The 25,181-nt window shown below is 32.9% G+C and carries 27 protein-coding genes and 1 other annotated feature; of the genes, 14 read left to right on the top strand and 13 right to left on the bottom strand.

The window, feature by feature from the left end; all coding sequences use genetic code 11:
• The first annotated feature begins 185 nt into the window (after window positions 1–185).
• Window positions 186–1,961: an S-layer homology domain-containing protein gene (locus NSQ18_RS00135; protein WP_339288525.1), complete on the top strand. Its 1,776-nt coding sequence runs from the start codon at window positions 186–188 to the stop codon at window positions 1,959–1,961.
• Window positions 1,962–2,036: 75 nt separating this feature from the next.
• Here the strand turns inward: NSQ18_RS00135 and NSQ18_RS00130 are convergent, their stop codons facing one another.
• Window positions 2,037–2,585 (bottom strand): biotin transporter BioY, encoded by a 549-nt coding sequence (locus NSQ18_RS00130; RefSeq protein ID WP_016837813.1) that lies wholly within the window; start codon window positions 2,583–2,585, stop codon window positions 2,037–2,039.
• Window positions 2,586–2,771: 186 nt separating this feature from the next.
• Between NSQ18_RS00130 and NSQ18_RS00125 the strand changes: the two genes are divergently transcribed.
• The 3 genes from NSQ18_RS00125 (at window position 2,772) to NSQ18_RS00115 (ending at window position 5,282) form a co-directional block, all read left to right on the top strand.
• Window positions 2,772–4,004 carry a DNA polymerase IV gene (locus tag NSQ18_RS00125; protein WP_016837814.1) on the top strand — a complete coding sequence of 411 codons (1,233 nt, stop codon included), beginning with the start codon at window positions 2,772–2,774 and terminating at the stop codon, window positions 4,002–4,004.
• An 18-nt stretch (window positions 4,005–4,022) separates the two neighbouring features.
• Window positions 4,023–4,979: a ribonuclease Z gene (rnz, locus tag NSQ18_RS00120; protein WP_339288522.1), complete on the top strand. Its 957-nt coding sequence runs from the start codon at window positions 4,023–4,025 to the stop codon at window positions 4,977–4,979.
• A gap of 72 nt (window positions 4,980–5,051) precedes the next feature.
• Window positions 5,052–5,282, top strand: coding sequence for a hypothetical protein (locus NSQ18_RS00115; protein WP_016837816.1), 231 nt, complete (start codon window positions 5,052–5,054; stop codon window positions 5,280–5,282).
• Window positions 5,283–5,744: 462 nt separating this feature from the next.
• Here the strand turns inward: NSQ18_RS00115 and proC are convergent, their stop codons facing one another.
• Window positions 5,745–6,551, bottom strand: coding sequence for a pyrroline-5-carboxylate reductase (gene proC, locus NSQ18_RS00110; RefSeq protein ID WP_016837817.1), 807 nt, complete (start codon window positions 6,549–6,551; stop codon window positions 5,745–5,747).
• A gap of 64 nt (window positions 6,552–6,615) precedes the next feature.
• Window positions 6,616–6,826: a binding site (T-box leader), on the bottom strand.
• Between the two features lie 138 nt (window positions 6,827–6,964).
• Between proC and NSQ18_RS00105 the strand changes: the two genes are divergently transcribed.
• The gene (locus NSQ18_RS00105) at window positions 6,965–7,903 is read left to right on the top strand and encodes an MBL fold metallo-hydrolase (RefSeq protein ID WP_016837818.1); all 939 of its coding nucleotides are present in this window, start codon (window positions 6,965–6,967) and stop codon (window positions 7,901–7,903) included.
• A gap of 370 nt (window positions 7,904–8,273) precedes the next feature.
• On the opposite strand, the gene hmpA is transcribed toward NSQ18_RS00105, so the two are convergent.
• On the bottom strand, window positions 8,274–9,431 hold the full coding sequence (gene hmpA, locus NSQ18_RS00100) for an NO-inducible flavohemoprotein (RefSeq protein ID WP_016837819.1): 1,158 nt from the start codon (window positions 9,429–9,431) through the stop codon (window positions 8,274–8,276).
• A 204-nt stretch (window positions 9,432–9,635) separates the two neighbouring features.
• Here hmpA and NSQ18_RS00095 point away from each other — a divergent pair, with 204 nt between their 5' ends.
• The 5 genes from NSQ18_RS00095 (at window position 9,636) to NSQ18_RS00075 (ending at window position 14,421) form a co-directional block, all read left to right on the top strand.
• Entirely contained in the window at window positions 9,636–10,079 is a 444-nt protein-coding gene (locus NSQ18_RS00095; protein WP_016837820.1) for an Rrf2 family transcriptional regulator, read from the top strand.
• A gap of 103 nt (window positions 10,080–10,182) precedes the next feature.
• Window positions 10,183–10,935 carry an SDR family NAD(P)-dependent oxidoreductase gene (locus tag NSQ18_RS00090; RefSeq protein ID WP_016837821.1) on the top strand — a complete coding sequence of 251 codons (753 nt, stop codon included), beginning with the start codon at window positions 10,183–10,185 and terminating at the stop codon, window positions 10,933–10,935.
• A 168-nt stretch (window positions 10,936–11,103) separates the two neighbouring features.
• Window positions 11,104–12,312 (top strand): argininosuccinate synthase, encoded by a 1,209-nt coding sequence (locus NSQ18_RS00085; RefSeq protein ID WP_016837822.1) that lies wholly within the window; start codon window positions 11,104–11,106, stop codon window positions 12,310–12,312.
• Between the two features lie 176 nt (window positions 12,313–12,488).
• On the top strand, window positions 12,489–13,862 hold the full coding sequence (argH, locus tag NSQ18_RS00080) for an argininosuccinate lyase (protein ID WP_016837823.1): 1,374 nt from the start codon (window positions 12,489–12,491) through the stop codon (window positions 13,860–13,862).
• 226 nt (window positions 13,863–14,088) lie between these two features.
• A complete protein-coding gene (locus NSQ18_RS00075; RefSeq protein WP_016837824.1) occupies window positions 14,089–14,421 on the top strand; it encodes a YqzG/YhdC family protein in 333 nt (110 codons plus the stop codon).
• A 147-nt stretch (window positions 14,422–14,568) separates the two neighbouring features.
• On the opposite strand, the gene NSQ18_RS00070 is transcribed toward NSQ18_RS00075, so the two are convergent.
• Together NSQ18_RS00070 and proB are read right to left on the bottom strand one after the other, a co-directional pair.
• On the bottom strand, window positions 14,569–15,834 hold the full coding sequence (locus tag NSQ18_RS00070) for a glutamate-5-semialdehyde dehydrogenase (protein WP_339288517.1): 1,266 nt from the start codon (window positions 15,832–15,834) through the stop codon (window positions 14,569–14,571).
• 29 nt (window positions 15,835–15,863) lie between these two features.
• Window positions 15,864–16,949 (bottom strand): glutamate 5-kinase, encoded by a 1,086-nt coding sequence (gene proB / locus NSQ18_RS00065; RefSeq protein WP_016837826.1) that lies wholly within the window; start codon window positions 16,947–16,949, stop codon window positions 15,864–15,866.
• A gap of 429 nt (window positions 16,950–17,378) precedes the next feature.
• On the opposite strand from proB, the gene NSQ18_RS00060 reads away from it, so the two are divergent.
• Complete coding sequence (locus NSQ18_RS00060) at window positions 17,379–18,152, top strand: metallophosphoesterase (protein ID WP_016837827.1); 774 nt, start codon at window positions 17,379–17,381, stop codon at window positions 18,150–18,152.
• Between the two features lie 117 nt (window positions 18,153–18,269).
• On the opposite strand, the gene NSQ18_RS00055 is transcribed toward NSQ18_RS00060, so the two are convergent.
• The 8 genes from NSQ18_RS00055 to NSQ18_RS00020 all read right to left on the bottom strand — a co-directional run bounded on the left by NSQ18_RS00055 (window position 18,270) and on the right by NSQ18_RS00020 (window position 21,539).
• Window positions 18,270–18,434, bottom strand: coding sequence for an aspartyl-phosphate phosphatase Spo0E family protein (locus NSQ18_RS00055; protein WP_339288514.1), 165 nt, complete (start codon window positions 18,432–18,434; stop codon window positions 18,270–18,272).
• 501 nt (window positions 18,435–18,935) lie between these two features.
• Complete coding sequence (locus tag NSQ18_RS00050) at window positions 18,936–19,058, bottom strand: hypothetical protein (protein WP_016837829.1); 123 nt, start codon at window positions 19,056–19,058, stop codon at window positions 18,936–18,938.
• Window positions 19,059–19,128: 70 nt separating this feature from the next.
• Entirely contained in the window at window positions 19,129–19,251 is a 123-nt protein-coding gene (locus tag NSQ18_RS00045) for a hypothetical protein (protein ID WP_016837830.1), read from the bottom strand.
• Between the two features lie 274 nt (window positions 19,252–19,525).
• Entirely contained in the window at window positions 19,526–20,134 is a 609-nt protein-coding gene (locus NSQ18_RS00040; RefSeq protein ID WP_016837831.1) for a hypothetical protein, read from the bottom strand.
• 174 nt (window positions 20,135–20,308) lie between these two features.
• Entirely contained in the window at window positions 20,309–20,449 is a 141-nt protein-coding gene (locus NSQ18_RS00035; protein ID WP_172597785.1) for a hypothetical protein, read from the bottom strand.
• A 124-nt stretch (window positions 20,450–20,573) separates the two neighbouring features.
• Window positions 20,574–20,735 carry a hypothetical protein gene (locus NSQ18_RS00030; protein WP_016837833.1) on the bottom strand — a complete coding sequence of 54 codons (162 nt, stop codon included), beginning with the start codon at window positions 20,733–20,735 and terminating at the stop codon, window positions 20,574–20,576.
• 41 nt (window positions 20,736–20,776) lie between these two features.
• Window positions 20,777–20,983: a hypothetical protein gene (locus tag NSQ18_RS00025; RefSeq protein ID WP_016837834.1), complete on the bottom strand. Its 207-nt coding sequence runs from the start codon at window positions 20,981–20,983 to the stop codon at window positions 20,777–20,779.
• Window positions 20,984–21,038: 55 nt separating this feature from the next.
• Window positions 21,039–21,539 carry a hypothetical protein gene (locus tag NSQ18_RS00020; protein ID WP_016837835.1) on the bottom strand — a complete coding sequence of 167 codons (501 nt, stop codon included), beginning with the start codon at window positions 21,537–21,539 and terminating at the stop codon, window positions 21,039–21,041.
• Window positions 21,540–21,677: 138 nt separating this feature from the next.
• On the opposite strand from NSQ18_RS00020, the gene NSQ18_RS00015 reads away from it, so the two are divergent.
• The 3 genes from NSQ18_RS00015 to NSQ18_RS00005 all read left to right on the top strand — a co-directional run bounded on the left by NSQ18_RS00015 (window position 21,678) and on the right by NSQ18_RS00005 (window position 25,115).
• Entirely contained in the window at window positions 21,678–23,288 is a 1,611-nt protein-coding gene (locus NSQ18_RS00015) for an SNF2-related protein (protein ID WP_050988838.1), read from the top strand.
• 41 nt (window positions 23,289–23,329) lie between these two features.
• Window positions 23,330–24,094, top strand: coding sequence for a YqhG family protein (locus NSQ18_RS00010; RefSeq protein ID WP_016837837.1), 765 nt, complete (start codon window positions 23,330–23,332; stop codon window positions 24,092–24,094).
• Between the two features lie 226 nt (window positions 24,095–24,320).
• Complete coding sequence (locus NSQ18_RS00005) at window positions 24,321–25,115, top strand: carbonic anhydrase family protein (RefSeq protein ID WP_016837838.1); 795 nt, start codon at window positions 24,321–24,323, stop codon at window positions 25,113–25,115.
• Window positions 25,116–25,181: the final 66 nt, after the last annotated feature.

The following is a 25,181-nucleotide window of genomic DNA, read 5'->3' as shown; positions in this document are numbered from 1 at the left end:
TTTTTTATGGTATTTTAATAATAGGTATATACAGTTAAGAAATATTTTGTCGATATTATGAAGTGTATAGGTAAAAACTCACAATTATACACATTTTTGTAACTTTTTCTTCTACTATACGTTTAAATAATATAGAAGATATCGATGAAAATGTATCAATACATAAATGAAAAGGGGTAATATAAATGAAATTTAAGAAAAAAATTGCCGCATCCATTGCCGCCTGTTTAATCGCTGCTGGTGCTATGTCCGCCAGTGCTAATGAACTTCCATTTAAGGATATTAAAGCAGATGATTTCTATATTGAGCCACTGAAAAAATTTTTAAAGTTTGATTATGTTAAAGGTTTTGATGACAACACATTCAGACCATATCAAAATGTGAATCGTGCACAAGCAGCTTCTTTCGTTGCGAGAACGATGGGGCTTGATTTGGAAAATGTAAAAGACCCTGGATTTAAAGACGTACCAAAGCAATATGGGGATGTTCCTAATCCTCACTATGGAGCAATAGCAAAATTGACGGAGCTCGGTGTATTTGATAAAGGGAAATATTTTAAACCTGGTGAGGAAATCACTCGTGCTGAAATGGCAAAAATTTTAGTAAAAGCTTATGAATTGGAAGCTCCAACATTAAAACGATTTTCTGATGTTCCAGAAAATGATGAAAACTATTCTTACATTGGAACAATCGGATCATTAGGAATTACAGTTAATGAAGGTTTATTTAAACCGAATGATGGAGTAGGTCGTGCTCATCTAATCACATTTATTGCTCGTACAATCGATTTAAAACGTTCTGATGACAAAGAAGATTATTGGGACACATTAAAAGGTTGGGACGATAACGAAGACTCAAATGAAAACAATGAAGAAAATAATAATGACAATGGAGATCAAGGTGGTAATGAACAAGTAGACGATTATATACAACTAGAAGTTTTGAAAAAAGAGATTGAGTTTCACATTACCGATTTAAGAGATGCGAGAAAAGAAGTAGATAAACAACTAGAAAAACTCAATGAAGTGAAAAAAGATATAGGAGATATTGAAGAAATTGAAAAAGAAATCGAATATTTACAAAAGCAAATAGATAAAAAGAAATCAGAAAAAGAGAAAGAAGAAAAACGGAAAGAAGTAGACAAACAGAAAATTAGAGATATCGAAAGAAAAATTGATGAACTCGAAGATGAATTAGAAGACCTTGAAGATTTAATCGACGAGTATGAAGTACAAAAAAATAAATTATCACAGGCTTTGAAAAATCTAGATTCGATAATGAATAATGCAGAAAAGATATTACAGACTGCTAAAGAAAAATATCAAAAAGAATTAGACCAAACAATTATTACTTTTGCATATGAAATAAATAGAGCTAAAAGGGACCACGCCTCAGCATATGCAAAGACATTTGATAAAGACTATTACGAAGAATTGGGAAAAAAGACAAAAAAAGATTTGGAAAAAGTAATTGATAAAGGAAAAAAAGTATTGAAATCTAACGTTTCGTTAAACGAGTTGAAAAGCAAACTGATAGATTTAAATGAAGCAATCATGAAAGCAGAAGACGCTTACGACTCTATGAAAGATGCTGGAGTGGACTTAAAAACTTTAGAGAATGAATTAAAGGATTTAATCAAAACGGCAAGAAGTCTTTCCAATGACTTAGAAAAGGAAATTGATAAAAAAGAAGATAACCGTGAAGATTATTTTAAAGCTGAATTAAAAGATGCAATTGATGAATTAGAGGATGCAATTAAAGAATTGGAAAAGGCAGTTAAGGATAAAAAAGGCGTTTCTAAAGCTCGTGGAAATGTATCCGATGCTATTGAAGACGCGGAAAAAGTGCTGAAAAATTATCGAGATTCTGGACTTAAGAGTTTACAAAAATACGAAGACGAGTTAAAAGATTTAATTAAAAAAGGAAATGATCTTTTTAAATCATCAAAAGAATTACAATAATAAAAAACGAATGGTCAATAATGGCCATTCGTTTTTTACATTTTGAAGGGGTATCTTTAAAAGGTCAAAACCAAATTAAACTAATTTTAATAAATTTGCGTTCAATAAACGATGTCTAACGAGAATTCCTACCCAAGCAGCAATGACACCTTTCATCATTTCTAACAGTATAAATGGCGCTGCTCCTGCCATGAATGCCGCATACAATGACATATCGGCAACGAATTTTAACCAAATAGTACCAAAGGCAAGCGTGATCATCATTCCCGAAACGTTTGCAATCAAGCCATGGATATAAGTATATCCGAATTTATTTAAATACCATCCCATGAATAAAGCAGTTGGAATAAAGCCAATAATATAGCCACCTGTAGGTCCAACGAGTATTGATAACCCACCAGACATTCCTGTAAATACTGGTAAACCGATAGCGCCTAGTAAACAATAAACAAGTACGCTAAGGGTACCATATTTTAATCCTAATATTGTTACAATAAGCCCGATTGCTAAAGTTTGACCAGTAATTGGAACTAAAGGAAGTGGGATTGTAATTTGAGCTAATACAGCAATGATTGCTGCACCAAAAGCTGTTAATACAAGTCCATAAGTTTTTGTTGAAGTCACCGTCTTCTCCCCTTTGTTAACCTGTTTATATAATTGGTTTACAAAAAGAATAACCAACATTATTACAAAAGTCAATACGAATTTATCTATGAAAATAATAATTTAAAGTGAAATATAAGAAAAAGAGGAATGGAATAGTTTATGATAAAATATTGCAGAAAGGAATATCTTTGGAGGTGAGATAATTTGGCAAGAGTGATTTTTCATGTTGATATGAATAGCTTTTATGCTTCAGTTGAACAAGCCTATCATCCTGAACTGAAAGGAAAACCCATTGCCATCGCTGGCAATCCGAAAGAACGGCGCGGCATTATTGTAACTAGTTCCTATGAAGCGAGAGCAAAGGGGATTTATACGACGATGAATGTAGCTGAAGCATTAAAAACTTGTCCAGAGCTAATCATCTTACCTCCAGATTTTCCAAAATATCGTGAAGCCTCCAAAGCAATATTTACGATTTTAAAAAGTTATACAAATCTTGTTGAACCGGTTTCAATTGATGAAGGATATATGGATGTAACAGAAGTTTCGAAGGAACGGCATCCATTAGAACTCGCAAAAGAGATTCAACTTCGAATTTTCAATGAGTTAGATTTGCCATGTTCCATCGGCATAGCGCCAAATAAATTCTTAGCAAAAACAGCTTCAGACATGAAAAAACCCATGGGCATTACGGTATTAAGAAAAAGAGAAGTACGAGAAAAATTGTGGCCTTTACCCGTATTAAAAATGCATGGGATAGGGGAGAGTACCGCTAAAAAACTCCATACACTCAATATTTATACAATTGGAGACTTAGCAAAAGCCGATGAAAGGTTACTAAAACAAAAATTGGGTAAAAATGGAGTTAGACTAATAAGAAGAGCAAATGGGATTGACACAAGGGAAGTGGATCCAAATGCAATTTATGATACAAAAAGCGTTGGAAATTCCACTACATTACCATATGACATCATCGAAATGAAAGATATCGAAACAACTTTTCTTAAACTATCTGAAAAAGTTGCAGAAAGATTGGAAGCAAAAAATTTATGCGGTTCCACTATTACGATTCAAATTCGGGACTGCCATTGGAAAAATCAATCGAAAAGTAAAACTGTACAAAATCCAATTTATTTAGAAAAAGATATTTTCCGCGAAGCAATGGAATTATTCTCGAAAGCATGGGATGGTACACCAATCCGCCTTCTTGGAGTGACCGTGTCTAACGTAATCGATAAAAAACATTTTGCTGAACAACTGTCCATATTTAATTTTGAACAATTTGCAAAAGAAGAGCCTATTTATGAAATTATTCATTCAATGGAAAAGAAGTTCGGAAAAGGTATTGTACAAAAAGGGATTGATGTCAAGAAAAAAAGTTATGCATCCAAAACAAGTTTTAGCAAAGATTTCTTTGACGATTTAATCGATAAATAGTAGGAATGGAGATTCAACATGGAATTACAGTTTTTAGGTACAGGGGCGGGAATGCCTTCAAAAGAGCGAAACACAAGTTCTCTTGCATTAAAATTATTTGAAGAAAGAGGAACGATTTGGTTGTTTGATTGTGGAGAAGCAACGCAACACCAAATTTTACATACAACTATTAAACCAAGGAAAGTTGAAAAAATTTTTATTACCCATTTACATGGAGATCATATTTTTGGTTTACCAGGTTTTCTTAGTTCCCGTTCCTTTCTAGGAGGAGAGGAAACTTCACCGTTGACCCTTTACGGACCCTGTGGATTAAAAGATTGGGTTATATTCACGTTGCAACTAACAAAAACGCATTTAAACTATCCTTTACATTTTGTAGAAATTCATGAAGGGATAATATTTGAAGATGATCAATTTATTGTGACTGCAAAACAACTTGAGCATGTCATACCATGCTATGGTTTTCGTGTTGAACAAAAACCGCTACCTGGTGAGCTATTAGTTGAAAAGGCATTAAAACTTGGAGTTCCAAAAGGTCCGATGCTTGGAAAATTGAAAAGTGGGGAAGATGTCACATTAGAAGATGGAACGATTGTTTATAGTAAAGACGTAACTGCACCACGCAAAAAAGGCTTTGTTGTGACAGTCTTAGGTGATACGAAATATTGTCATCAATCGATTGAATTAAGCAAAGATGCGGATATCGTGATACATGAAGCGACTTTCGATTATTCTACGAAAAAACTTGCAGCAGATTATGGGCATTCGACGAATGTGGATGCTGCGAATATTGCAAATGAGGCTGCTGCAAAGTATCTAATTTTAAACCATATCAGCGCAAGATTTTTACCACATGATTTAGATAAGATTATAAAAGAATCAAAAAATATTTTCCCTAACGTATTTGTAGCAAATGATTTTTCTCTTTTTCATTGGAAAAATGGAAGGTTAACAGAAGGAAATGAAGATAAATAATCACCTAAAATTTCAGAAAATAATAGAATGATTGAGGATAATTATTGTATGATGTTGTTGGGAGGGGAGAGTATGAATCAACCAAAAATAAATCCGGGGTTACTGCGTTTATTTGTTGTCTTTCCTAACTTATTAGCTTGGTGCTTAATGATTGGAATCATATTTTTTGTCATTACAAACTTTGAAGAATTAAAAGCAGCTGAGGCTTTATCTTTTTGGATTATTCTATTAGCGATTTTTTTACCTATTACAATGTATACATCTTATTCGATTATAAAACGTATTAAAAGCGGTGCGTTATAAGAAACTTGGCTATCTAGAAAGAAAAATTCTTTCTTGGTAGCCAAATTTTTTTATGTAGAATTCTGCTCTGTTACTACTCCAAAATTTCGTACTAATCCTTGTCAATAGTCTTAAGTAGCATACTCGCAATTTCATGGTAAAATGCACTTTAGTAGGTGATAAAACCCAAGTTTAAATGTCTAAATTCTTTTTGGAACCTTACATATTTCGAAGTAAATAGTCAAAAATATATATTTCGACAACATAAAATAGCAAAAAAATACATTTCCTAGGAAATAATTGATAAAAGGTTGATATTCTTTAAATATTATAAAATGCTCCGTAATCGGAGCATTTACAATGTTGATAAAGTTTGAATTTTCTTTCAATATTAACTGTAAAGTCAACTAATGGAAACGACGGAGATTTCTTTTCTAGTCAAGGGATTTTTTGATATTTTCCCAAGAAAGAATAGAACAAAAATTACTCACCCCTTGCGAGTTCTCGAGATCTTGCTTCGGCACTTTTAATACAAGCATAAATGGCTTCGTTAAATCGGAAGTTTTCCAATGCTTTTATTCCAGCTTCAGTTGTTCCACCAGGACTTGTCACTTTTCTGCGAAGAACTTCAGGTTCTTCTTTAACTTTTTGAAGCATCATTGCTGAACCAGCAATCGTTTGAACCATTAATTTTCTAACCGTTTCTTTTGATAAGCCAAATTCTACTCCAATTTTTTCCCACGCTTCTAGTAAATAATATAGATAAGCAGGGCCACTTCCCGAAAGAGCCGTGATAGCATGAAGTTTATCTTCTTCCACTTCAATGACAATGCCAATTGCTTCTAACAATTGTAGATAAATAGACTTTTGTGAATCTGTTACATATTCATTAAATGCAATCCCACTGGCTGCCATACCGATTGCTGCTGAAGTATTGGGCATGACCCTTGCAATTGGTCGAACCCCTAGAGCTTTCTCAATTGTTTCAATTGCAATTCCAGCAAGAACAGAAAGGATTGCAGTATTTTCGGAAAGATAAGGAGCAATCGATTCAAAAGCAACTCTTGCATCTTTGGGCTTCATCGCTAAAATAACTAAATCGGCATCTTTAATTTCTTCTAATTGTTCAATAATGTGAACTCCATATATATTTCTTAATTCGTGTAATCTTTCAACGTTAGAACGATTTTTTACATAAATTTGGTTAGCAGGAACAACTTCATTTTTGATCCACCCATGAATTAATGCTTCTGCCATTGATCCTGCACCCATAAATACAATTTTTTGCATTCCTTTTCCCTCCGATATATTTTATCCATAATGAACAATAAAAAATGCGTTTTCATCCTTCATTAAAAAGGACGAAAACGCATGTTTCCGCGGTACCACCTTCGTTTGCTAAAAATAGCACACCTCTAGCCCTTATTATCGCTAAGGGAAACGGTCATGTTTTCATGACTGCTCAGAAGTAGGTTCAATGAATTGAGAGGACTATGCTACTCTCACCAAATGCAGCACTCTCTGAAGTCATCAATTCATTTACTTGGCTTCATCATCGCAATACTTTGTTCAATTATTACAGAAATTATATGCATTTCGATAAAATATGTCAACTAAGTGACGTGGACTAATTAAAAAAAAAGAAGTAAAATAAAATGAATAAGTATTCATTCAGAGAGATAGAGAAACAAGGGGGAACAGACATGGAAATAACAAAAATTATCATACCTACTCCCTATGATGTTGGAGATGTCAATGCTTTTTTAGTAAAAGGTGAGGCGCTTTCTATTTTTGATGTTGGTACGAAAACACCAACTGCGTACGAAGCGCTCGTTCATGGAATAAAAAATGCAGGATATCAATTAAGTGATATTGAACAAGTGATTTTGACTCACCACCATCCTGATCATGCTGGATGGATTGAGGCATTTCCAAATGCGAGAATACTAGGGCATGAATATATCGATTATTGGATGAATAAAGAGGAATTATTATCATATCGCGATGACTTTTATGAATTGCAGTTAAAAAAGCAAGCAGTTCCAGAAGAATATATTCAAAAAATCATTCAAATCCGAAGAAGAATGGATTTATATGGGAACACGCCATTAACTCAATTTATAAAAGATCGAGATGAAATACCAGGACATCCAGGTTTAATTGCTTATTATACTCCTGGCCATGCTCAAAGCCATTTTATTTTTTATAATCAAAAATCAAAAGAAGTCATAGGTGGGGATTTGTTATTAGAGAAAATCGCATCCAACCCACTTATTGAACCACCGGTGGATTTATCTTTTGATAGACCAAAATCACTTATTCAGTATCATGAATCATTAAAATTTTTAACTTCTTTAGATATAACTAAATTATATTCCGGTCACGGTAATGACATTGTTGATGTTAAAGAATTAGTCGATGTGAGAATCCAAAAAGACTTGCTTCGAACAAATCAAGTTTATGAAATTTTACATGAACCAAAAACTGTTTATGAAGTAACGAAAGAATTATACCCAAATGCTAACGATTATCAACTTGGGCTAACTTTATCAAAGACGCAAGGTTATTTAGATCTTTTAGTTAAAAATGAGCGTATTCGATGTGAGCAAGTAGGAGAATATGAGTTGTATTCAAGGCTATAACAAAAGATGTTGCATGAAAAATTGTTATTCAGACCTAGAATAATGATAAGATTACTAGGGTTAAATCATATTTATTATTCTATAAAGTAGTTGAAGTTAACATGATTGGTTTTACATACTAGTCGATTCTTAAATGAATACTGAAAAGGTTAGTAAACAAGAAATATGATGTGATATGGAAGGGGCCGTTTGAAAAGTCATTTTCAAACGGTCTCTTTATGGCAAGTATATTTGTACTCACAGAAGCAAAGATTGAAAAATATTTTAATAAAAACAAATGAGGGTGTCAGAACGTTTTCAACTTTCTAGACACCCACGAATTTATTCTTTGAGATGAATTCGGTTTGATTTGGTGGAAAATGATTTAATATTAAGCTTTGAATGAAAGCCCTGGTCCGAAGAATTCAAAGTGAATACGATCTTCAGAAACACCAAGTTCTCTTACGTATGAAATTACAGTTTCCATAAATGCTTCAGGACCACATATATATACTTCTGTATTTTCTTGAATGTATTTTGATAAATCTTCTTTTGTAATGTATCCTTCTGTATCAGAATATTTCACAAAGTACGAACCTTTTAATTCATTAATTTTCTTTTGAATTTGGTCTTGGAACACAGCTAATTTTTCATTACGAACAGATTGTATAAATGTTACGTTACGGCCAAACTCCATTGAATCAAGCATTGCATAAAGTGGAGTGACGCCAATTCCACCACCTATAAATAATACAGGGTTATCGTTTTGTTGTAGAGTAAATAAACCTGCAGGTGCACTGATTTGTATTGTGCTTCCTTCTTCAACATAATCATGTAAGTAATTTGATACAACACCCTTTGGATTATTTTCCGCTTCTCGTTTTACTGAAATACGATAAACATTTCCATTCGGTGCTTGTGATACAGTGTAATGGCGTAGAGCCGTATACTCTTCTTCAGGTGCTTTTACTTTTACTGTAATATATTGACCTGGTTGATAAGGTGGAAGCGCTTTCCCATCTTCCGGCTCTAAATAGAAGGAAGCAACAAGTTCATTTTCTTGTTCTTTCCTTACTACCTTAAAAGGTTTAAATAAACGCCATCCTCCATTAGCCTCAGCTTGTTGATAAAGCTCTTCTTCCACTTGAATGAAAACATCTGCAATAACACCGTAAGCATCTGCCCAAGCCTCAATAATCTCATCCGTTGCTGCATCACCTAATACTTCTTTAATTGCTGCTAGTAAATTTTCACCTACAATTGGATAGTGTTCGGGCAAGATACCAAGTGCTCTATGTTTATGAGCTATTAAATGCACAACCGGTAAAATGGATTCTAAATTATCAATGTTAGCGGCTGCTGCATACACAGATGCTGCAAGGGCTTGTGGTTGTCTTCCTTCTCTTTGGTTCGATTGGTTAAATACATTTTTTAATTCAGGATGGTTTGTAAACATTCTTTTATAGAAATGCTTCGTGATATCCACCCCATGCTTTTCAAGAACTGGTACTGTTGATTTAACGATGTCGATTGTTTTTTGTGATAACATATTTTCACGTCCTTTCAAGAAACACTATAAACATTAAAAAAATAATAAGCAATATTTTGGATACATCTTTAACATTTTTGCCACAATTGATGTATATAAAATACATCTTTAAAAACGAATTTTTTTTCTTTTAAACAACTTAATTTATTGAAAAATGGTATAATGTTATGCGAATTATAAAAGGAAAAAGCGTGGTGTATAATTTTGCGGTTAACTTTATATACTGATTATTCCTTAAGGGTTTTAATATATTTAGGTCTAAAAGGGAATGACCAACTATCCACCATTCAAGAGATAGCGGATAGTTATAATATTTCAAAAAATCATCTAATGAAAGTGACTTATGATTTAGGCCAATTAGGTTTAATCGAAACAATTCGCGGTCGGGGTGGAGGAATTCGCTTAAAAGTTGCTCCGAAAGATATTAATATCGGAAAACTTGTAAGACATACAGAAGAAGATTTTCATATAGTTGATTGTTTTAATCGTGAGAATCCTCTTTGTATCATCTCTCCTTCTTGCCAATTAAAACATGTTCTGTATGAAGCCTTGCAAGCTTTTTTAAATGTGTTGGATCGATACACATTAGCAGATTTTCTACATTCGAAAGAAGAATTATCAAATTTACTTCAAATGAAGCTTGATTAATAGGGATTGTCCATTATTGGATATCCCTTTTTGTTTTGCTATTAATCATGAATAGAATACCATCATAAAAAAATTGAACAAATAAGAAAGGAATATACCGATTATGAAGAATAAAAAAATTTTTATTACTGGTGCAACAAGTGGATTAGGGAAAATGATTGCAGAATTATGCTTGAAGAGGGGACACGAAGTATATGCAACAGGCAGAAATGAGGAAGCGCTTAATCATCTTTTAAAACTTGGTGCAAAAGTGATAAAAGGGGATTTAAGCAATAAAGAAGATATTCATCGAATATGCAGCGAACTTCCTGATATCGATGTCGCCATTATCAATGCAGGGGTTGGATTTTTTGAATATGCTTTTAAACTTTCAGAAAAAGAAATTGATGCGATGATAGACATTAATGTTAGAGCTCCAATGTATTTGGTGAAAAATTTATCACCGAAAATGATAAAAAAACGCTCTGGTCACTTTATATTTATTGGTTCTCAAGCTGGGAAAGTAGCAACAAAAAAGGCGAGTATTTATGCAGCAACGAAACACGCAATTACGGGATTTGCAAACGGGTTAAGAATGGAATTAGAACCACACAATGTACAAGTATCGGCTGTTTATCCGGGACCTATTGATACTCCATTTTTAGATAAAGCTTCCTCATCATCAGCTTCATATAGAAATTCTCTAAAAGGGGTATTATTGAGTCCTGAAAAAGTAGCCAAAGAAGTTATAAAATTAATTGATCGGCCATTAAGAGAAATCAATTTACCTAAAATTTTGAATATCACAAGTAAGCTATATGCAGTCGCACCTACAATTGTTGAAACATTAGGTAAGAAATTCTTTACAAAAAAATAATTTTAAATCTTGCAAAAATTTAAATTTTATACAATTATATTAAGTAATAAAATGTTCTACAAACTTATAAAAATTCACTTGTATTTGAAATTATAATCTGATAACATTCATGTATAAAGTTTTATAAAATTGTATAAAAATACATTCATTATCAAAGGAGTATTTGATATGGCAAATAAAAAAGTAGTTTTAGCTTATTCAGGTGGACTTGATACATCAGTGGCGATTCCTTGGTTAAAAGAACAAGGTTACGACGTCGTAGCTGTTTGTTTAGATGTGGGTGAAGGGAAAGATTTAGAATTTATACAAAAGAAAGCTCTTCAAGTTGGGGCTGTTGAATCATATATTATTGACGCAAAAGATGAATTTGCAGAGGAGTATGCGCTTGTTTCGCTACAAGCACATACTTGGTATGAGCAAAAATATCCATTAGTCTCTGCTTTATCTCGTCCATTAATTGCGAAAAAATTAGTAGAGATTGCAAACAAAACAAACGCGGATGCGGTGGCTCACGGCTGTACGGGTAAAGGAAACGACCAAGTTCGTTTTGAAGTATCTATTAAAGCATTAAATCCGAATTTGGAAGTGTTGGCGCCGGTGCGTGAATGGGCTTGGAGCCGTGATGAAGAAATCGAATATGCAATAAAACATAACGTACCAGTACCTGCAACAATTGATTCGCCATTCTCCATTGACCAAAACCTTTGGGGACGTGCAAATGAAGCAGGAGTTATGGAAGATCCTTGGGTAGCTCCTCCAGAAGAAGCATATGGTTTAACTGTATCAATTGAAAATGCGCCAGATACACCAGAATATGTAGAAATTGAATTTGTTGAAGGTAAACCGGTAGCATTAAATGGCCAAGAAATGAAATTGGCAGATTTAATTCTAGAGTTAAATAAAATCGCTGGCCGACATGGTGTTGGACGCATTGATCATGTTGAAAACCGTTTAGTTGGTATTAAATCTCGTGAAGTGTATGAGATTCCAGGTGCAAAAGTCCTTTTAACTGCACATAAAGAGTTAGAAGACATCACATTAGTAAAAGAATTAGCTCATTTTAAACCAATCATCGAACAAAAACTTTCTGAAGTCATTTACGATGGTTTATGGTTTAACCCAATTCGTGAAGCTCTTTGTGCCTTCATTAAAGAAACACAAAAATATGTAAACGGTACAGTTCGCGTAAAATTATTTAAAGGACATGCAATTGTTGAAGGACGCAAATCTCCAAATTCTTTATACAGTGAAAAATTAGCTACTTACTCTAAAGAAGATGTATTTAATCATGCATCAGCGGTTGGATTTATCGAACTTTGGGGTCTTCCAACTGTAGTAGCATCACAAGTAAACAATAAAGAAGTAAACAGTAAATAATTATATTGAGTGCGAAGAGGTCTAGGGATGATTATTTTAAGACAGGGTTAGTGGAGAAGGCTTGTTCTTAAAATAATGTGCTTGAGAATGGTGGTTACTCAAGCGTACCAAGACTACTTCGCTATTCTTTTTCACATGAATTGTAACATTATTTTTAGTAAGGATAGGTGGAACAAATGACAAAACTTTGGGGAGGCCGTTTCCAAAAATCAGCAGAAAGCTGGGTTGATGAATTTGGAGCGTCCATTGGTTTCGATCAGCAATTAGTGATGGAAGATATTGAAGGAAGTCTTGCTCATGTAACAATGCTCGGTGTACAAGGTATTTTACCGGAAGAAGATGTGGAAAAAATTAAATGGGGACTAAATGAATTAAAAAAGCGTGCTGAAAATGGCGAGCTTGAATATAAAATTGAAAATGAAGATATCCATTTAAACATTGAAAAAATGTTGATTGATTTAATTGGTCCTGTTGGCGGGAAATTGCATACTGGCCGAAGCCGCAACGACCAGGTTGCGACAGACGTTCACTTATTTTTAAAGAAACGAGTAAAAGAAGTAATCGAATTAATTGAAACTTTCCAAAAAACAATTTTACAAAAAGCAGAGCAGCATATCGATACAATTGCTCCTGGTTATACGCATATGCAAAGAGCACAACCAATTAGTTTCGCCCATCATTTAATGGCGTATTTTTGGATGTTAGAGCGTGATAAAGAACGATTTAAAGAATCAATGAAGCGTATCGATATTTCACCTTTAGGGGCAGGTGCAATGGCTGGCACAACATTTCCAATTAATCGTCAATTGACTGCAGATTTGTTAGGTTTTAGTAGAATTTATGAAAATTCAATGGATGCGGTAAGTGATCGGGACTTCATTGTAGAATTTTTATCGAATTCATCTATACTGATGACTCATCTTTCCCGTTTTGCAGAAGAAATCATTATATGGTCTACTGATGAATTTAAATTTATCGAATTAGATGATTCCTTTTCTACTGGATCATCCATCATGCCACAGAAGAAAAATCCAGATATGGCAGAATTAATCCGTGGAAAAACGGGTCGTGTATATGGGAATTTAATCGGTTTACTTACGGTGTTAAAGGGAACACCATTAACATATAACAAAGATATGCAAGAAGATAAAGAAGGAATGTTCGATACTCTTCAAACAATTTTAGGATCATTAAAGATCTTTGAAGGAATGGTTCGAACAATGACTGTTAATACGGAACGATTGCACAAAGCGGTACATAGCGATTTTTCAAATGCCACAGAACTTGCAGACTATCTCGCTACAAAAGGAATGCCGTTCCGTAAAGCACATGAAGTGACTGGAAAGTTAGTTTTTACTTGTATTCAAAAAGGTATTTTCTTACAAGACTTGTCCATAGATGAGATGAAGGCGGAAAGTGAACTGATTGAAGAAGATGTTTATGAAGTACTTAAACCTGAAGCGGCTGTTTCTCGTCGTCTCTCTCAAGGTGGGACAGGTTTTGAACAAGTTCGAGTGCAAATCGAAAAAGCAAAAGCATGTTTAAATTAATTTGTTTGGGAGTGTATAGAAAGGTCGAAAATTTTCTATACACTCTCACTATTTATGATCATAATTTCTTATAAATTTGCTCCTGGGATAATCGAAACAACTTTCTATTATCAGCACCGTAAATGGGAGTCTCAATACGATTTTTCAGTGGACTCTTTTTTATGTCATTGTGTTAATGAATAGCCTCCTCAAAATAGAAAACAATAAGGAAAAGGAGGTTACCACATTGAGAATCGTCATTTCTCTTGTCTTAATTGCTTCAACAATCTTTGTTGCCAACATAATGTCCGATTCTCCCGATAGCAATGCCCAACAAACTGCACCTGCTTATGCAAAATGGGGAAGAATCGCTATGGAGAAGGTAAAAGAGAAATATGCACAAGCAAATATTATTGATTATCTCCATATCGGAAGAGAAATTGGAGATCAGACTACTACGGAAAAATTTAAACTTTGGTTAAGAGAAGGCAATCGTGAATTTGGCGTCTATGTTGATATTATTTTCGATAATGAAACGGAAGAGGTCATCGATATTCTCTATAGGGAAACAGATCGTTAAGAATTGGTGCAAAATTCTTCTATAGAATTGGACAAGTCTCCTTGTTATGTTGTTGAATCTGTTGAAAAGAACTTATATATGTCAAAATTGATAAAATAACCTATCAACACTTCATTGTATTGATAGGTTATTTTTATGATGGACTATTTATCCTCTAATTTGACCATTTCCACGTATATAATATTTCGTTGATGTTAAAGCTGGTAATCCCATTGGACCTCTTGCGTGAAGTTTTTGTGTACTAATTCCGATTTCTGCACCGTACCCAAATTCAAATCCATCTGTAAAGCGTGTGGAAGCATTTACATAGACGCTTGTTGCATCAACGCGGTTTAAGAATATTTCAGCACTTTTCTCATCATTTGTGATAATTGCTTCCGAATGTTTCGTACCATAATAATTGATATGATCTATTGCTTCATCAACATTATTCACAATCTTCACACTAATCGTTAAACTTAAATATTCCGTTGCATAATCTTCGTCTGATGCTAGTGTAGCATGTGGTAACACATCGCATACTTTTTCGTCCCCAATAATTTCAACCCCAGCATTTTCTAAGTTTGTTAATAATTTTTTTCCGTGCAGTTTAAACCAATCTTTGTGAATTAATAAGCTTTCTGCTGCATTGCAAACAGAAGGTCTTTGTGTTTTCGCATTGATAATGACTTTTTCAGCAATTTCATAGTCTGCTGATTGATCGACATAGATGTGACAATTTCCAGCTCCTGTCTCAAGCACTGGGACAGAGGCTTCTTTTACAACTAAATCAATTAATTTTTTACCGCCGCGAGGAATTAATACATCAATATATTCTTTTAAATGGAATAATTCAGAAGCTGTTTCATGTCGTGTATCTTCAATCAACTGAACCGCATCAATCGGCAATGCGGATTTTTCTAACGCACGGTGTATACATGAAACAAGAGCTATATTGGAATGTTTAGCGGATGAGCTTCCACGCAACATAACAGCGTTTCCAGTTTTTAAACATAATGTAGCTGCATCAACTGTAACATTTGGACGGGCTTCGTAAATCATGCATACAACTCCAAGCGGCACTCGTCTTTTTTCAATTTTTAATCCATTTTCTTTTGTAAAACTTTCTAACACTTCACCGATTGGATCTGGTAAGGAAATTAATTGAAATATAGCTTCACACATTGCTTGAATGCGTTGTTCATTTAACATGATTCGATCTAGTACTGTATCGGTTAAACCATTTTCTTTTCCGCTTACTAAATCTTTTTTATTTGCTTCAAGAATGGCATCTTTCTCAATAAGCAGCTGTTCCGCAATTTTTGCTAATGCGTCATTTTTTTCTTCTGTTGTTTTTACATTCATTAAATAACTTGCAAATTTCGCTAATTTACCTTTTGTTTTAACTTCGCTACCTACCATAAATTGTGTCATGAAAATACCTCCTTCATTCTAGAAAAATATTATAATTTTACCCATTTATCTCGATGAATGACTTCAATATATCCTGAGTGAAGTTCTTCGGTTTTTTTACCACAAGCAAAAGCCAATTCTTTGCTGGAATAAAGCACTTCTCCTCGACCTAACAGACCTGATTCTCCATAGACTTCCACAACATCACCGCGGTCAAATTCACCTTCAACTCGAAAAATCCCTGCAGGCAATAAACTTTTTCCTCTTAATAACAATGCTTCTTCAGCACCTTTATCGATGAATAATTTTCCTTTTGTTTCTGTAAAAGAAATCCATTGTTTTTGGTTAGGTAGTATAGCTAGATGATCACGATCAATATACGTTCCATCACCATGACCATTTAAAATATCGAGCAATTTATTTGGTCCACTTCCTTTTCCAATAAATACTTTGACACCAGCTTTTAAAGCGGTGCGAGCAGCTAGCAATTTGGATTGCATGCCTCCCGTTCCCACTTTGGAGCCAGCACCTTTTGCTAGTTGAAGCATGTCATCCGTAATTTCAGTTAGATGACGAATCCGTTTAGCTTTTGGATTTTTTAAAGGATTATCGTCATAGAAACCGTTAATATCCGTCAAAATAATGAGTTGATCTGCATGTACTAACCCGCTTACTAGGGCAGAAAGCATATCATTGTCGCCAAAAGTAAGTTCTGTCACTGAAACAGTGTCATTTTCATTTACGATAGGCAAAATAGAACGTTCTAACAACTCACTAAAAGTTGCAAAAGCATTTTTATAACGCTCTTTATTTGAAAAATCGGTACGTGTTAGAAGCACTTGGGCTGTTGTGATTCCGTATTTTGCAAATTGATCTGCATAAAGTTGAATAAGTAAACTTTGACCAACAGCTGCAGCTGCTTGTTTTCCTTTTAAAGTGACTGGTCGAGTAGGGTAACCTAGTTTTCGAAATCCTGCCGCCACCGCACCAGAAGAAACAAGAAGAACTTCATGGCCTTCTTTGACAACTTGATAGATTGAGTCAACGTGATCTTTCATTTTAACATAGTCAATTTCACCCTTTGAATTTGTAAGCGAACTTGAACCTATTTTAACGACAATTCTTTTCTTCTCCATCAACAACCATCCTTAAAAACTTTCTACTAAAATAAAAAAACCTTTTTCGCCCTTATTTTTAGGGCGAAAAAGGAGTTTCCGCGGTACCACCTAAATTGGATTATGCCAACATAATCCCACTTTACCTCAAATAACGCTTTGAGCATGCGTCTAGTTTTAGCTAGAAGCTAGCGAAGCAGGTTCAGCAGCTCTTATTTGTACGATGTCTTTCAGCCTATGGACATCGCTCTCTTTCCAACAGTGTGCAGCTTACTAATCTTCGTTAAGCTGATTGCTATATAAACATTTAGTGGTATATTTGTTAATTAATATGCATGAAATTTTAAAAAGTGTCAACAATTAAAAAATTTCTAACGAATAAAGTGTTTTATTCATTAAATAATATACAATAATTTATAAAAATTTAAAAAATAAAGGGGCAAACTATCAATGTATATTGAAGTAGGAAATGGAGTAGACATCATAGGAGATATCCATGCATGTTTTGATGAATGGATTCAAATGTTGCATCAATTAGGTTACGAAAAAAATGAACAAGGATTATACGCTCATCCAAAAGGGAGAAAAATTATTTCTCTTGGAGATATCATGAGTAGGGGACCAAAATCGATTGATACGATGAAATTTTTTTTAAAACATTACAATGTAAACACGTATATGATTGATAGTAATCACGGTTGGAAAATTGCCCGTTGGCTAGATGGAAGAAAAGTGCAGTTAAAACATGGTGATGAAAAAGTAGAAGAAGAATTTAATCAATATGAAAAAATACATGGTATAGAAAAAACAAAAAAGTTAAAAAATCAATTCAAAGACTTACTAATGAACGTACCTTCACATTATATCTTAACAGATCAAGGGCATCCAAAAGTCGTTTGTGTGCATGCAGGTATACGAGAAGAATTTATCGGTAAAGAATCCAATAGAATCAAAAATTTTTGCCGCTATGGCGATGTTGCTGGCATGGACGAACAAGGGAAACCAATACGTCGTGAGTGGTATAAGCAATATAAAGGTTCATTGCTTGTTATTTGGGGCCATGAGCCAAAACCAGAGCCGCTAATTATGAATAATACAATTAATATTGATCAAGGAGTTGTTTTTGGAGGGAAGTTAACGGCTTATCGGTATCCTGAAAAAGAATTTGTATTTGTTCAGGCTAAAAGAGACTATTCAGGTGCAAAAGAGAATCCTTTAAAATAAAGAAAAATAATACCCATCAAACCTTATAGAAAAGGTTTTGAAGGGTATTTTTAGAAATATATAATAAACCTATATAATTAACGAATTAACTTAATGGATGATTCCTAAGTTAATAAATTATGCCGCTTGTTTTGTATACTTATTTAGTAAATAGTCTAACTGTTGGCTGCAATTTACTACTTTTGGATGGGTAAATCCTAGTACTTGTGCTTTTCGATACATATCTTTTCTTTTTATTTCTATTACAACTTTTAACACTTTTTTATACAGCGTGTTAAACATTTTTATTCCTCCAGTAAATATTGTTCATAATTTGATATTTTTCATATATGGTGTTGAAGCTCCTTCATTGTATACTATTTAGATTAAAAAAAATGTCGGATTGTGGAGGAAAAATAGATTTTCACAAATTTGTCACAATTTAATAGGATTAACTAATAGAAAATGGGGTATATATCTTTGTTGTAGGTAATAATATAATTCAATGAAATCTCATCCAAATCCAAAGTTGAAGGGGATGAGATATTGATTATAAGTGATGAATTTAGATTAGAGAAGGGGATTTCTAAATAGGATTGGGCTCTTGAAAAGTTGATTTGAATCGCCTCTCTTTACGACTGATAGCAAAGCATACAAACTTAGAAAAATAGCGACGATGATGACGTTTGATGTGACCATTAAAAGGGGAAAGAATTATATTTATAAGTAATTGAGCCTGACCAAAAAGTTTTGCTCTTTTTGGCCAGGCTCTCTTTATTAAATGACTAAATGTAAGAATACTCATTAATTTGTGAATGATAAGATTGCTTTATTTTTATATACTTCAAGTGTACGAATTGCTTCTTCTTTAGAGTCATATTCGAAACAACGGAAAGAGTCTGCATCAAAAACTGTTACAACCCACATAAAAAATGCCTCCTTAATTTACCAAGAAATAATTTATTTATAATCTATTGTCAATGACTATAACTACTCATTATTTTGTATAGGACAAGTACGCTGAATGACCGAATTTTTGAAGTGCTAATGTTGCTTCATTTTTTTCAATAAATTCAAAGATACGATAAGAATTTTTTTCAAATACAGTAAGCACCCACATCTTGGGATCAAACTCCTTCACAAAATAATTTTGTTATATAACAATTTGCTGCTTTCTAATAAACAGTTAAATTGTTATATATCAATTTCAAATTCATTGTACACCTAATATATGAGAAAGAAAATAGAAAGTGAATTATTTCACAAATTGTTCAATATGATGACGTTTTCATCAGAAATTTACAAAAATTTATGAATATACATTTTATTAATAAAATTTACTATTAGTTTAAAATCCAGCGAAAATGTAACAATTCGCTGGATTGTTGTTCAATTTATTCAAGAATTCGTTTATAAAATTCTTTTGGAAATTCAATACCCAAATTTTCGAATTCTTTTTCCGCTTCTTCAACAATTTGTTTCACTTTTTCTTTTGTCTCTTCATCTAATTGTGGTTCTTTTGGCATTTCAACGCCCAATTCCTTTAGTTTTTCTTCTGCTTGCTCTTTCGTAATGGATCCACTTTTCATTTGTTTCATAATTTCCTTTACCTTTTGCTTTGTTCCCTCATCTAGTCCATCGTAAATTTTACATTTCTCATCTTTAGGGGAGATGACGCCTAAATTATACAGTTTTTCATCTGCCTGTTCAGAAGTAATTTTACCTTCTTCTAATTCCTTAATAATTTGTTTTACTTGTTCTTTCGTTTCTTCATCTAATTGAGAATACGTTAGATGTGCATTTAAATGCGGAATTTTCACACCTAAATTCTCTAATTCAGAATGCAAATCATTTAAGATTTTATCCACTTGTTGCTTTTTTTCATTATCTAATTGTTCATATTCCTGTAAAAATTTTGAATGATAATGGGCTTCGGCTCCTAAAGGGAACAATAAAAGTCCAAAGGTTAAAAGGAAAGTGAATAGATAAAATCTTTTTTTCATGTTGATCACCTCACAAAGATTTTAGCTTTCAATATTTTTAACCTTACACTTTTATCGTTCCCAAAATTCGCAAATAAAAAAGTGACGTTTATTGGTATATTCAGCAAGAAAAAGCATAAAAAAAAGGAGCATTATTTGCTCCAAATAATTATTGCTAATATTTATGAAAATGACTTAAGCTACAAGAGTCAAGTTTGTGAAGGAAAGGATTGCTGGCAATTGTAACTCTTCCATAGCTTTAACTGCTTCTTCTTTCGTTTCGAATTCATAAATGCGGAAATTTTCTTCCTCAAATAGTGTGACGACCCACATCATTAACGCCTCCATTATATTTATATATCAACTTTGATTTGATTGTACTCCTTTTCAATCACATAAAGAAACGATTAGTGAAGTATTTCTCATTTTATTCATAAAATATTTTTCACAAAGTTAACAATTATTTTTTTAAATAATTATCAAGGGAAATAATTTTTTCATCTTCTGTAGGAGGCTGTTTTGGCATAACATCTTTAAAAAAATCGAATTTTTCCTTATGACCAATGTACATATTAAAGTTGCGGTGGGACTGGTTCATGAAAATAATTTGATTTTTATTCATTTGATAACCTCCAAATGGACAGGAGAATTAAAAAGAAAGGGTTAAATATTTTTATTTGCTTTTTGAGTTTTATCGTGATTTGTTTTATTGTTTTTATTTTTTACTTTTGAATCGAATTCTTCTGAAATTTCCATTGTTGGATCTTCTGGATTTTCAGCATGACTAGTTGTGTTTTTATGCAAGTGTTTATAAGTTTCAAATGGATTGTGAGTTCTTTCGTTAATCGTTTTCTTATTATTTTTGCTCATATTCTTCACCTCCTAGCCCTAATTTGCTCTTATCGGGTTATTTTATAATTGGAACTTACTCGTAATTTTTTTCTAAAATATAATCCATTTTTTCTAACAATTGTGATTGAATTTCAATATCTTTCTCATATTCATTTTGAAACATCTGAAAGTTCATTACATCTAGATTGGGTGGTGCGTTATACATTTTTTCAAGCAATTTTTTTAACACGTTCAATTGCTGAATAACATTTTCTTTTAATGCAATGGTATCTGGATATTGAACATTAAAATTCATTAATTCACTCTTCAACTCAACTATTTTTTGTTGCATTTCTAAATTTTCTTCCATACCTCCTTCTAATACATAAAACGTTGTAAATTGCAATTGATTCATTTTCTCTTCTGATTTACTAAGGTGATCACTAATACAATCTACTAAAGGAAAAAATTTATCGTCTAATGTTTCATACAATGCTTCAAATTCTTTAGATTGAGAATAATCCGTAAAATATCCAGGAAAAAAAATAATCAAAAGAAATATTCCAATTAAGATGATGAACAACCATTTTTTCATTTCTTTCTCCTCGCTTCTAATTTTTATTTTGCGAAAGGGAAAAATTTTTATCCTAAAATGTTGGTTTATTGGCAATAGAATCATCATAGGTTTATAAATTTTGGACAACCTAATGAACAATAAGAGAGGTGAACTGACATGATGATTCAAAAATCCTCAGAATGGAAAGAGGAGTTTGCACGTCGCCTTGAAAAGGGAGGCCCTTGGGATAATTGGATGCTATACAAAATGGCTTATGAGGTCGTAAAAGATCAATTAATTACAGATTTTTCAGGTTTACAAGCTCCGAAATTTTTAACAAACATACAATTTCTCGAACATCAAATAGATGCAGCAAGAACGGTTATTGAAAAAATGAATGGAAAGGCAATATTAGCGGACGAAGTTGGACTTGGAAAAACGATAGAAGCTGGTTTAATTTTGAAGGAATATATTCTAAGAGGACTGGTAAAAAAAGCATTAATCTTAGTGCCGGCATCATTACTTACTCAGTGGGTTGATGAACTGAACGCAAAATTTTTTATTCCTGCCATTGGTTGTCGAAAAAAGAATGTTCCCTTCGAACAATATGATTTTGTTGTCATGAGTATGGATATGGCTAAACGGAGTCCATATCGGGAAAAGATTTACGAACAGAACTATGACATGATTATTATTGATGAAGCTCACAAATTAAAAAACAATAAAACGCAATCATATCAATTTGTACAAGGATTAAAGAAGAAATTTTGTTTATTGCTAACTGCTACACCAATTCAAAATAACATTTTTGAAATTTTTTATCTCGTTTCCTTATTAAAACCTGGTCACTTAGGAAATGTAGAAAGTTTCCAATCATATTTCAAAAAAGGGAAAAATGGCTTACAGGAAGATGAATACTTAAAAGAATTAGTGAATCAAGTGATGATTCGAAATCGTAGGCAAGATACGGGCATTGAGTGGGTTGGCAGACATGTTGAAACAATTCCAATTCAATTTACTGATGAAGAAAAAGAAGTTTACGAAATGATTCAACAATTAAAGGAACGCACAAGTGTATTTGCCAATTCTTTTGCTATGACAACACTATTAAAAGAAATGTGCTCGAGTAAAGAAGCAGCATATTTAACATTAGTGAAAATGAAAGAGAAGATGCAAAGTAGAGATGAAATAGATTATATAGAAGAAATTATAGAGAAAATGTCCAATTTAGAAATCAATTCAAAAGCAGAAAAAACTTATGAAATTATTCAAAAGGCAAAAGATAAAGTCATTATTTTTACCGAATATCGAGCAACACAACACTATTTACAATGGTATTTATATCAAAAAGGAATTAAAAGTGTGTTGTTTAACGGAAAGTTTAGTAAAAATAAGCGAGATTGGATGAGGCAATTATTCAAAGATTACGCTGACGTATTAATAGCAACAGAATCAGGTGGCGAGGGGATTAACCTTCAATTTTGCCATCATGTTGTAAATTTTGATTTACCTTGGAATCCCATGAAAATTGAACAACGAATTGGCCGGGTACACCGTTTTGGTCAACAATCAGATGTATATATTTACAATTTAGCTATTCAAAATACAATTGAAGATCGCATCATCGACTTATTAACAAATAAAATCGATGTCTTTGAAAAAGTTGTGGGAGAAATAGATGATATCTTATCAAACAAAGTGGAAGAGCCAATATACAATTCTCCAAGTTTTGTGCCAAATTTCCATTTTGAAGATTTCGGTTTAGAAGATCAGTTAGGCTTCACATAAATTTTCCAATGCAAACTTCTCGAATTGGGAGGAGCAAAAGAATGATAGCTGAACAAATCCATCATTATTTACGAACATTTTTTATAGAGACAAATTGTAAAATTGAAGATGAAACATCCGATTATTTAACTGTTCAATTAACAGCTGATATCGATAAACGTATAATGAATCGTCCTTTTTATTGGCAATTTATTGAAAGTACAAAAGCAGAGCCAAACCCATTAAAAGTAACCTTTATTACGAAACAAAAAGAGAATTTAAACATTCGTGGTGAATATATTCATTATGGGTCGATGCGAATGCATCAAATTTTTCAAGCCACGAAAGACTTAGGCTGTTTTGTTCAAATGTATGAAGATATTGAAGGAGCAAGTTTATTTCCATGGATTGGTGCTAATTTTAAAGTTTCTTATCATACAGACCAAACAAAGGAATTGCTCTTTTCTTTAGGAATTAACTTAATTCATGGCAGCGTCAAAAGTGACTTCCAAGATATATTATGTGCGTTGCAGTTAACGGATGAATTGCCAAAAAACGCATATTGCCTACCTTATATTGTTTCTCCAATGAGGGCGATTGAACGTTTGGAAACAGCAATTGAAAATTATATTGCAAATGATGATTTATCTTGGGCGGATGAGGCAAAAAAACGATGGAAAAGGGAACAAGAAATATTAGATCATTTTTATGAAGATGTAGAAAACAAACCAGAAATTTATGAAATAGAGAAAAAAGCGTTAGAAGAGCGATTTCAACCTCGAATTAAAATTGAAATCGTTAGCGGGGGACTGTTTTACTTAAAATAAATGAAATCATTCTAATTTTCGTAGTACTAACCAAAGCTATGGTAAGTACTACTATTTTTTTGCGGCTTGGACTCTCCGCTCCCCACTCATGCAAGTATGTATTTTTAATCAAGCTCTATTAAGTTTATAAACAAGGGAATGGTGCTATATAGCATGACCGAAGTATAAATCAATCATCTATTTGGTTAAGTTAAATAAAAAATGGAAAAATGGGTGGGGAATATTGATGAAGTTAAACTATTATATTGTGATTTTTTTGCTATCATTGTGCCTTGGTGTAGTTGGTTATCTATCTTATCAAAAATCAACTATTGAACAATCACCAGGAGAAAATGACTATACATTCAAAGAAGTTTCTTATACTGATGAAGAAAAAAAGATTTCAAAAGAATTGGAAGTTCATGCTTGTGAAAAAGGAACAATGCAATCACCTATACAAATTGAATACAAGAATGTTCTTCTTGAAGATGCCCCAAAAATCAACATACATTATGAAAAGGAACCTGTTGTACTAATAAAACAAAGAAATCAGTTTAAAGTATATTCGAAATCGAATACAAGTTTTATTTCGGTTGATAATGAACAATACAAATTTCATTCCTTCCATTTCCATTTACCAAGTGAACATCAAATCGAAAATCAAAACTATGATATGGAATTACATCTCGTACACGAAAATGAAAAAGGCGACCATGCTGTAATAGCGGTATTTATAAAATCTGGAGAAGAAAACGAAGCAATTAAAGAAATATGGAAGTTTATACAAGATGAAAATATGAATGAAAAAGAAATGGATTCATTCAATTTATTACAATTAATTCCTGAAGTAAGGGAAGGGTATTACTATTCCGGTTCTTTGACGACACCTCCTTGTAAAGAAGGGGTTGACTGGATTGTATTTGAAGAGCCAATCGAATTTTCAATTGAACAAATTACAATGTTTAGAGATGTTTTCGGTCATACGAATCGACCTATACAACCAACGAATGACAGGAAAATTTTTAAAATAACTATCAATTAAATATCCTAAAGATATTTCCTCAAACCATGTGAACGATTGACATTGAAAAGCACTTTATAAATATGT

This window comes from Ureibacillus sp. FSL K6-0786 (genome assembly GCF_037965165.1).
GTDB classification, from domain to species: Bacteria; Bacillota; Bacilli; order Bacillales_A; family Planococcaceae; genus Ureibacillus; species Ureibacillus thermosphaericus.
This window is presented reverse-complemented; position numbering and strand designations above follow the sequence as displayed.

What these genes read in the sequence shown, in the direction of transcription:
- NSQ18_RS00135 (WP_339288525.1), top strand. Translation starts at nt 186, where the DNA reads ATGAAATTTAAGAAAAAAATTGCCGCATCCATTGCCGCCTGTTTAATC.
- rnz (WP_339288522.1), top strand. Translation starts at nt 4,023, where the DNA reads ATGGAATTACAGTTTTTAGGTACAGGGGCGGGAATGCCTTCAAAAGAG.
- NSQ18_RS00115 (WP_016837816.1), top strand. Translation starts at nt 5,052, where the DNA reads ATGAATCAACCAAAAATAAATCCGGGGTTACTGCGTTTATTTGTTGTC.
- proC (WP_016837817.1), bottom strand. Translation starts at nt 6,551, where the DNA reads ATGCAAAAAATTGTATTTATGGGTGCAGGATCAATGGCAGAAGCATTA.
- NSQ18_RS00105 (WP_016837818.1), top strand. Translation starts at nt 6,965, where the DNA reads ATGGAAATAACAAAAATTATCATACCTACTCCCTATGATGTTGGAGAT.
- hmpA (WP_016837819.1), bottom strand. Translation starts at nt 9,431, where the DNA reads ATGTTATCACAAAAAACAATCGACATCGTTAAATCAACAGTACCAGTT.
- NSQ18_RS00090 (WP_016837821.1), top strand. Translation starts at nt 10,183, where the DNA reads ATGAAGAATAAAAAAATTTTTATTACTGGTGCAACAAGTGGATTAGGG.
- NSQ18_RS00085 (WP_016837822.1), top strand. Translation starts at nt 11,104, where the DNA reads ATGGCAAATAAAAAAGTAGTTTTAGCTTATTCAGGTGGACTTGATACA.
- argH (WP_016837823.1), top strand. Translation starts at nt 12,489, where the DNA reads ATGACAAAACTTTGGGGAGGCCGTTTCCAAAAATCAGCAGAAAGCTGG.
- NSQ18_RS00070 (WP_339288517.1), bottom strand. Translation starts at nt 15,834, where the DNA reads ATGACACAATTTATGGTAGGTAGCGAAGTTAAAACAAAAGGTAAATTA.
- proB (WP_016837826.1), bottom strand. Translation starts at nt 16,949, where the DNA reads ATGGAGAAGAAAAGAATTGTCGTTAAAATAGGTTCAAGTTCGCTTACA.
- NSQ18_RS00060 (WP_016837827.1), top strand. Translation starts at nt 17,379, where the DNA reads ATGTATATTGAAGTAGGAAATGGAGTAGACATCATAGGAGATATCCAT.
- NSQ18_RS00055 (WP_339288514.1), bottom strand. Translation starts at nt 18,434, where the DNA reads ATGTTTAACACGCTGTATAAAAAAGTGTTAAAAGTTGTAATAGAAATA.
- NSQ18_RS00050 (WP_016837829.1), bottom strand. Translation starts at nt 19,058, where the DNA reads ATGTGGGTTGTAACAGTTTTTGATGCAGACTCTTTCCGTTGTTTCGAA.
- NSQ18_RS00045 (WP_016837830.1), bottom strand. Translation starts at nt 19,251, where the DNA reads ATGTGGGTGCTTACTGTATTTGAAAAAAATTCTTATCGTATCTTTGAA.
- NSQ18_RS00040 (WP_016837831.1), bottom strand. Translation starts at nt 20,134, where the DNA reads ATGAAAAAAAGATTTTATCTATTCACTTTCCTTTTAACCTTTGGACTT.
- NSQ18_RS00035 (WP_172597785.1), bottom strand. Translation starts at nt 20,449, where the DNA reads ATGATGTGGGTCGTCACACTATTTGAGGAAGAAAATTTCCGCATTTAT.
- NSQ18_RS00030 (WP_016837833.1), bottom strand. Translation starts at nt 20,735, where the DNA reads ATGAATAAAAATCAAATTATTTTCATGAACCAGTCCCACCGCAACTTT.
- NSQ18_RS00025 (WP_016837834.1), bottom strand. Translation starts at nt 20,983, where the DNA reads ATGAGCAAAAATAATAAGAAAACGATTAACGAAAGAACTCACAATCCA.
- NSQ18_RS00020 (WP_016837835.1), bottom strand. Translation starts at nt 21,539, where the DNA reads ATGAAAAAATGGTTGTTCATCATCTTAATTGGAATATTTCTTTTGATT.
- NSQ18_RS00015 (WP_050988838.1), top strand. Translation starts at nt 21,678, where the DNA reads ATGATGATTCAAAAATCCTCAGAATGGAAAGAGGAGTTTGCACGTCGC.
- NSQ18_RS00010 (WP_016837837.1), top strand. Translation starts at nt 23,330, where the DNA reads ATGATAGCTGAACAAATCCATCATTATTTACGAACATTTTTTATAGAG.
- NSQ18_RS00005 (WP_016837838.1), top strand. Translation starts at nt 24,321, where the DNA reads ATGAAGTTAAACTATTATATTGTGATTTTTTTGCTATCATTGTGCCTT.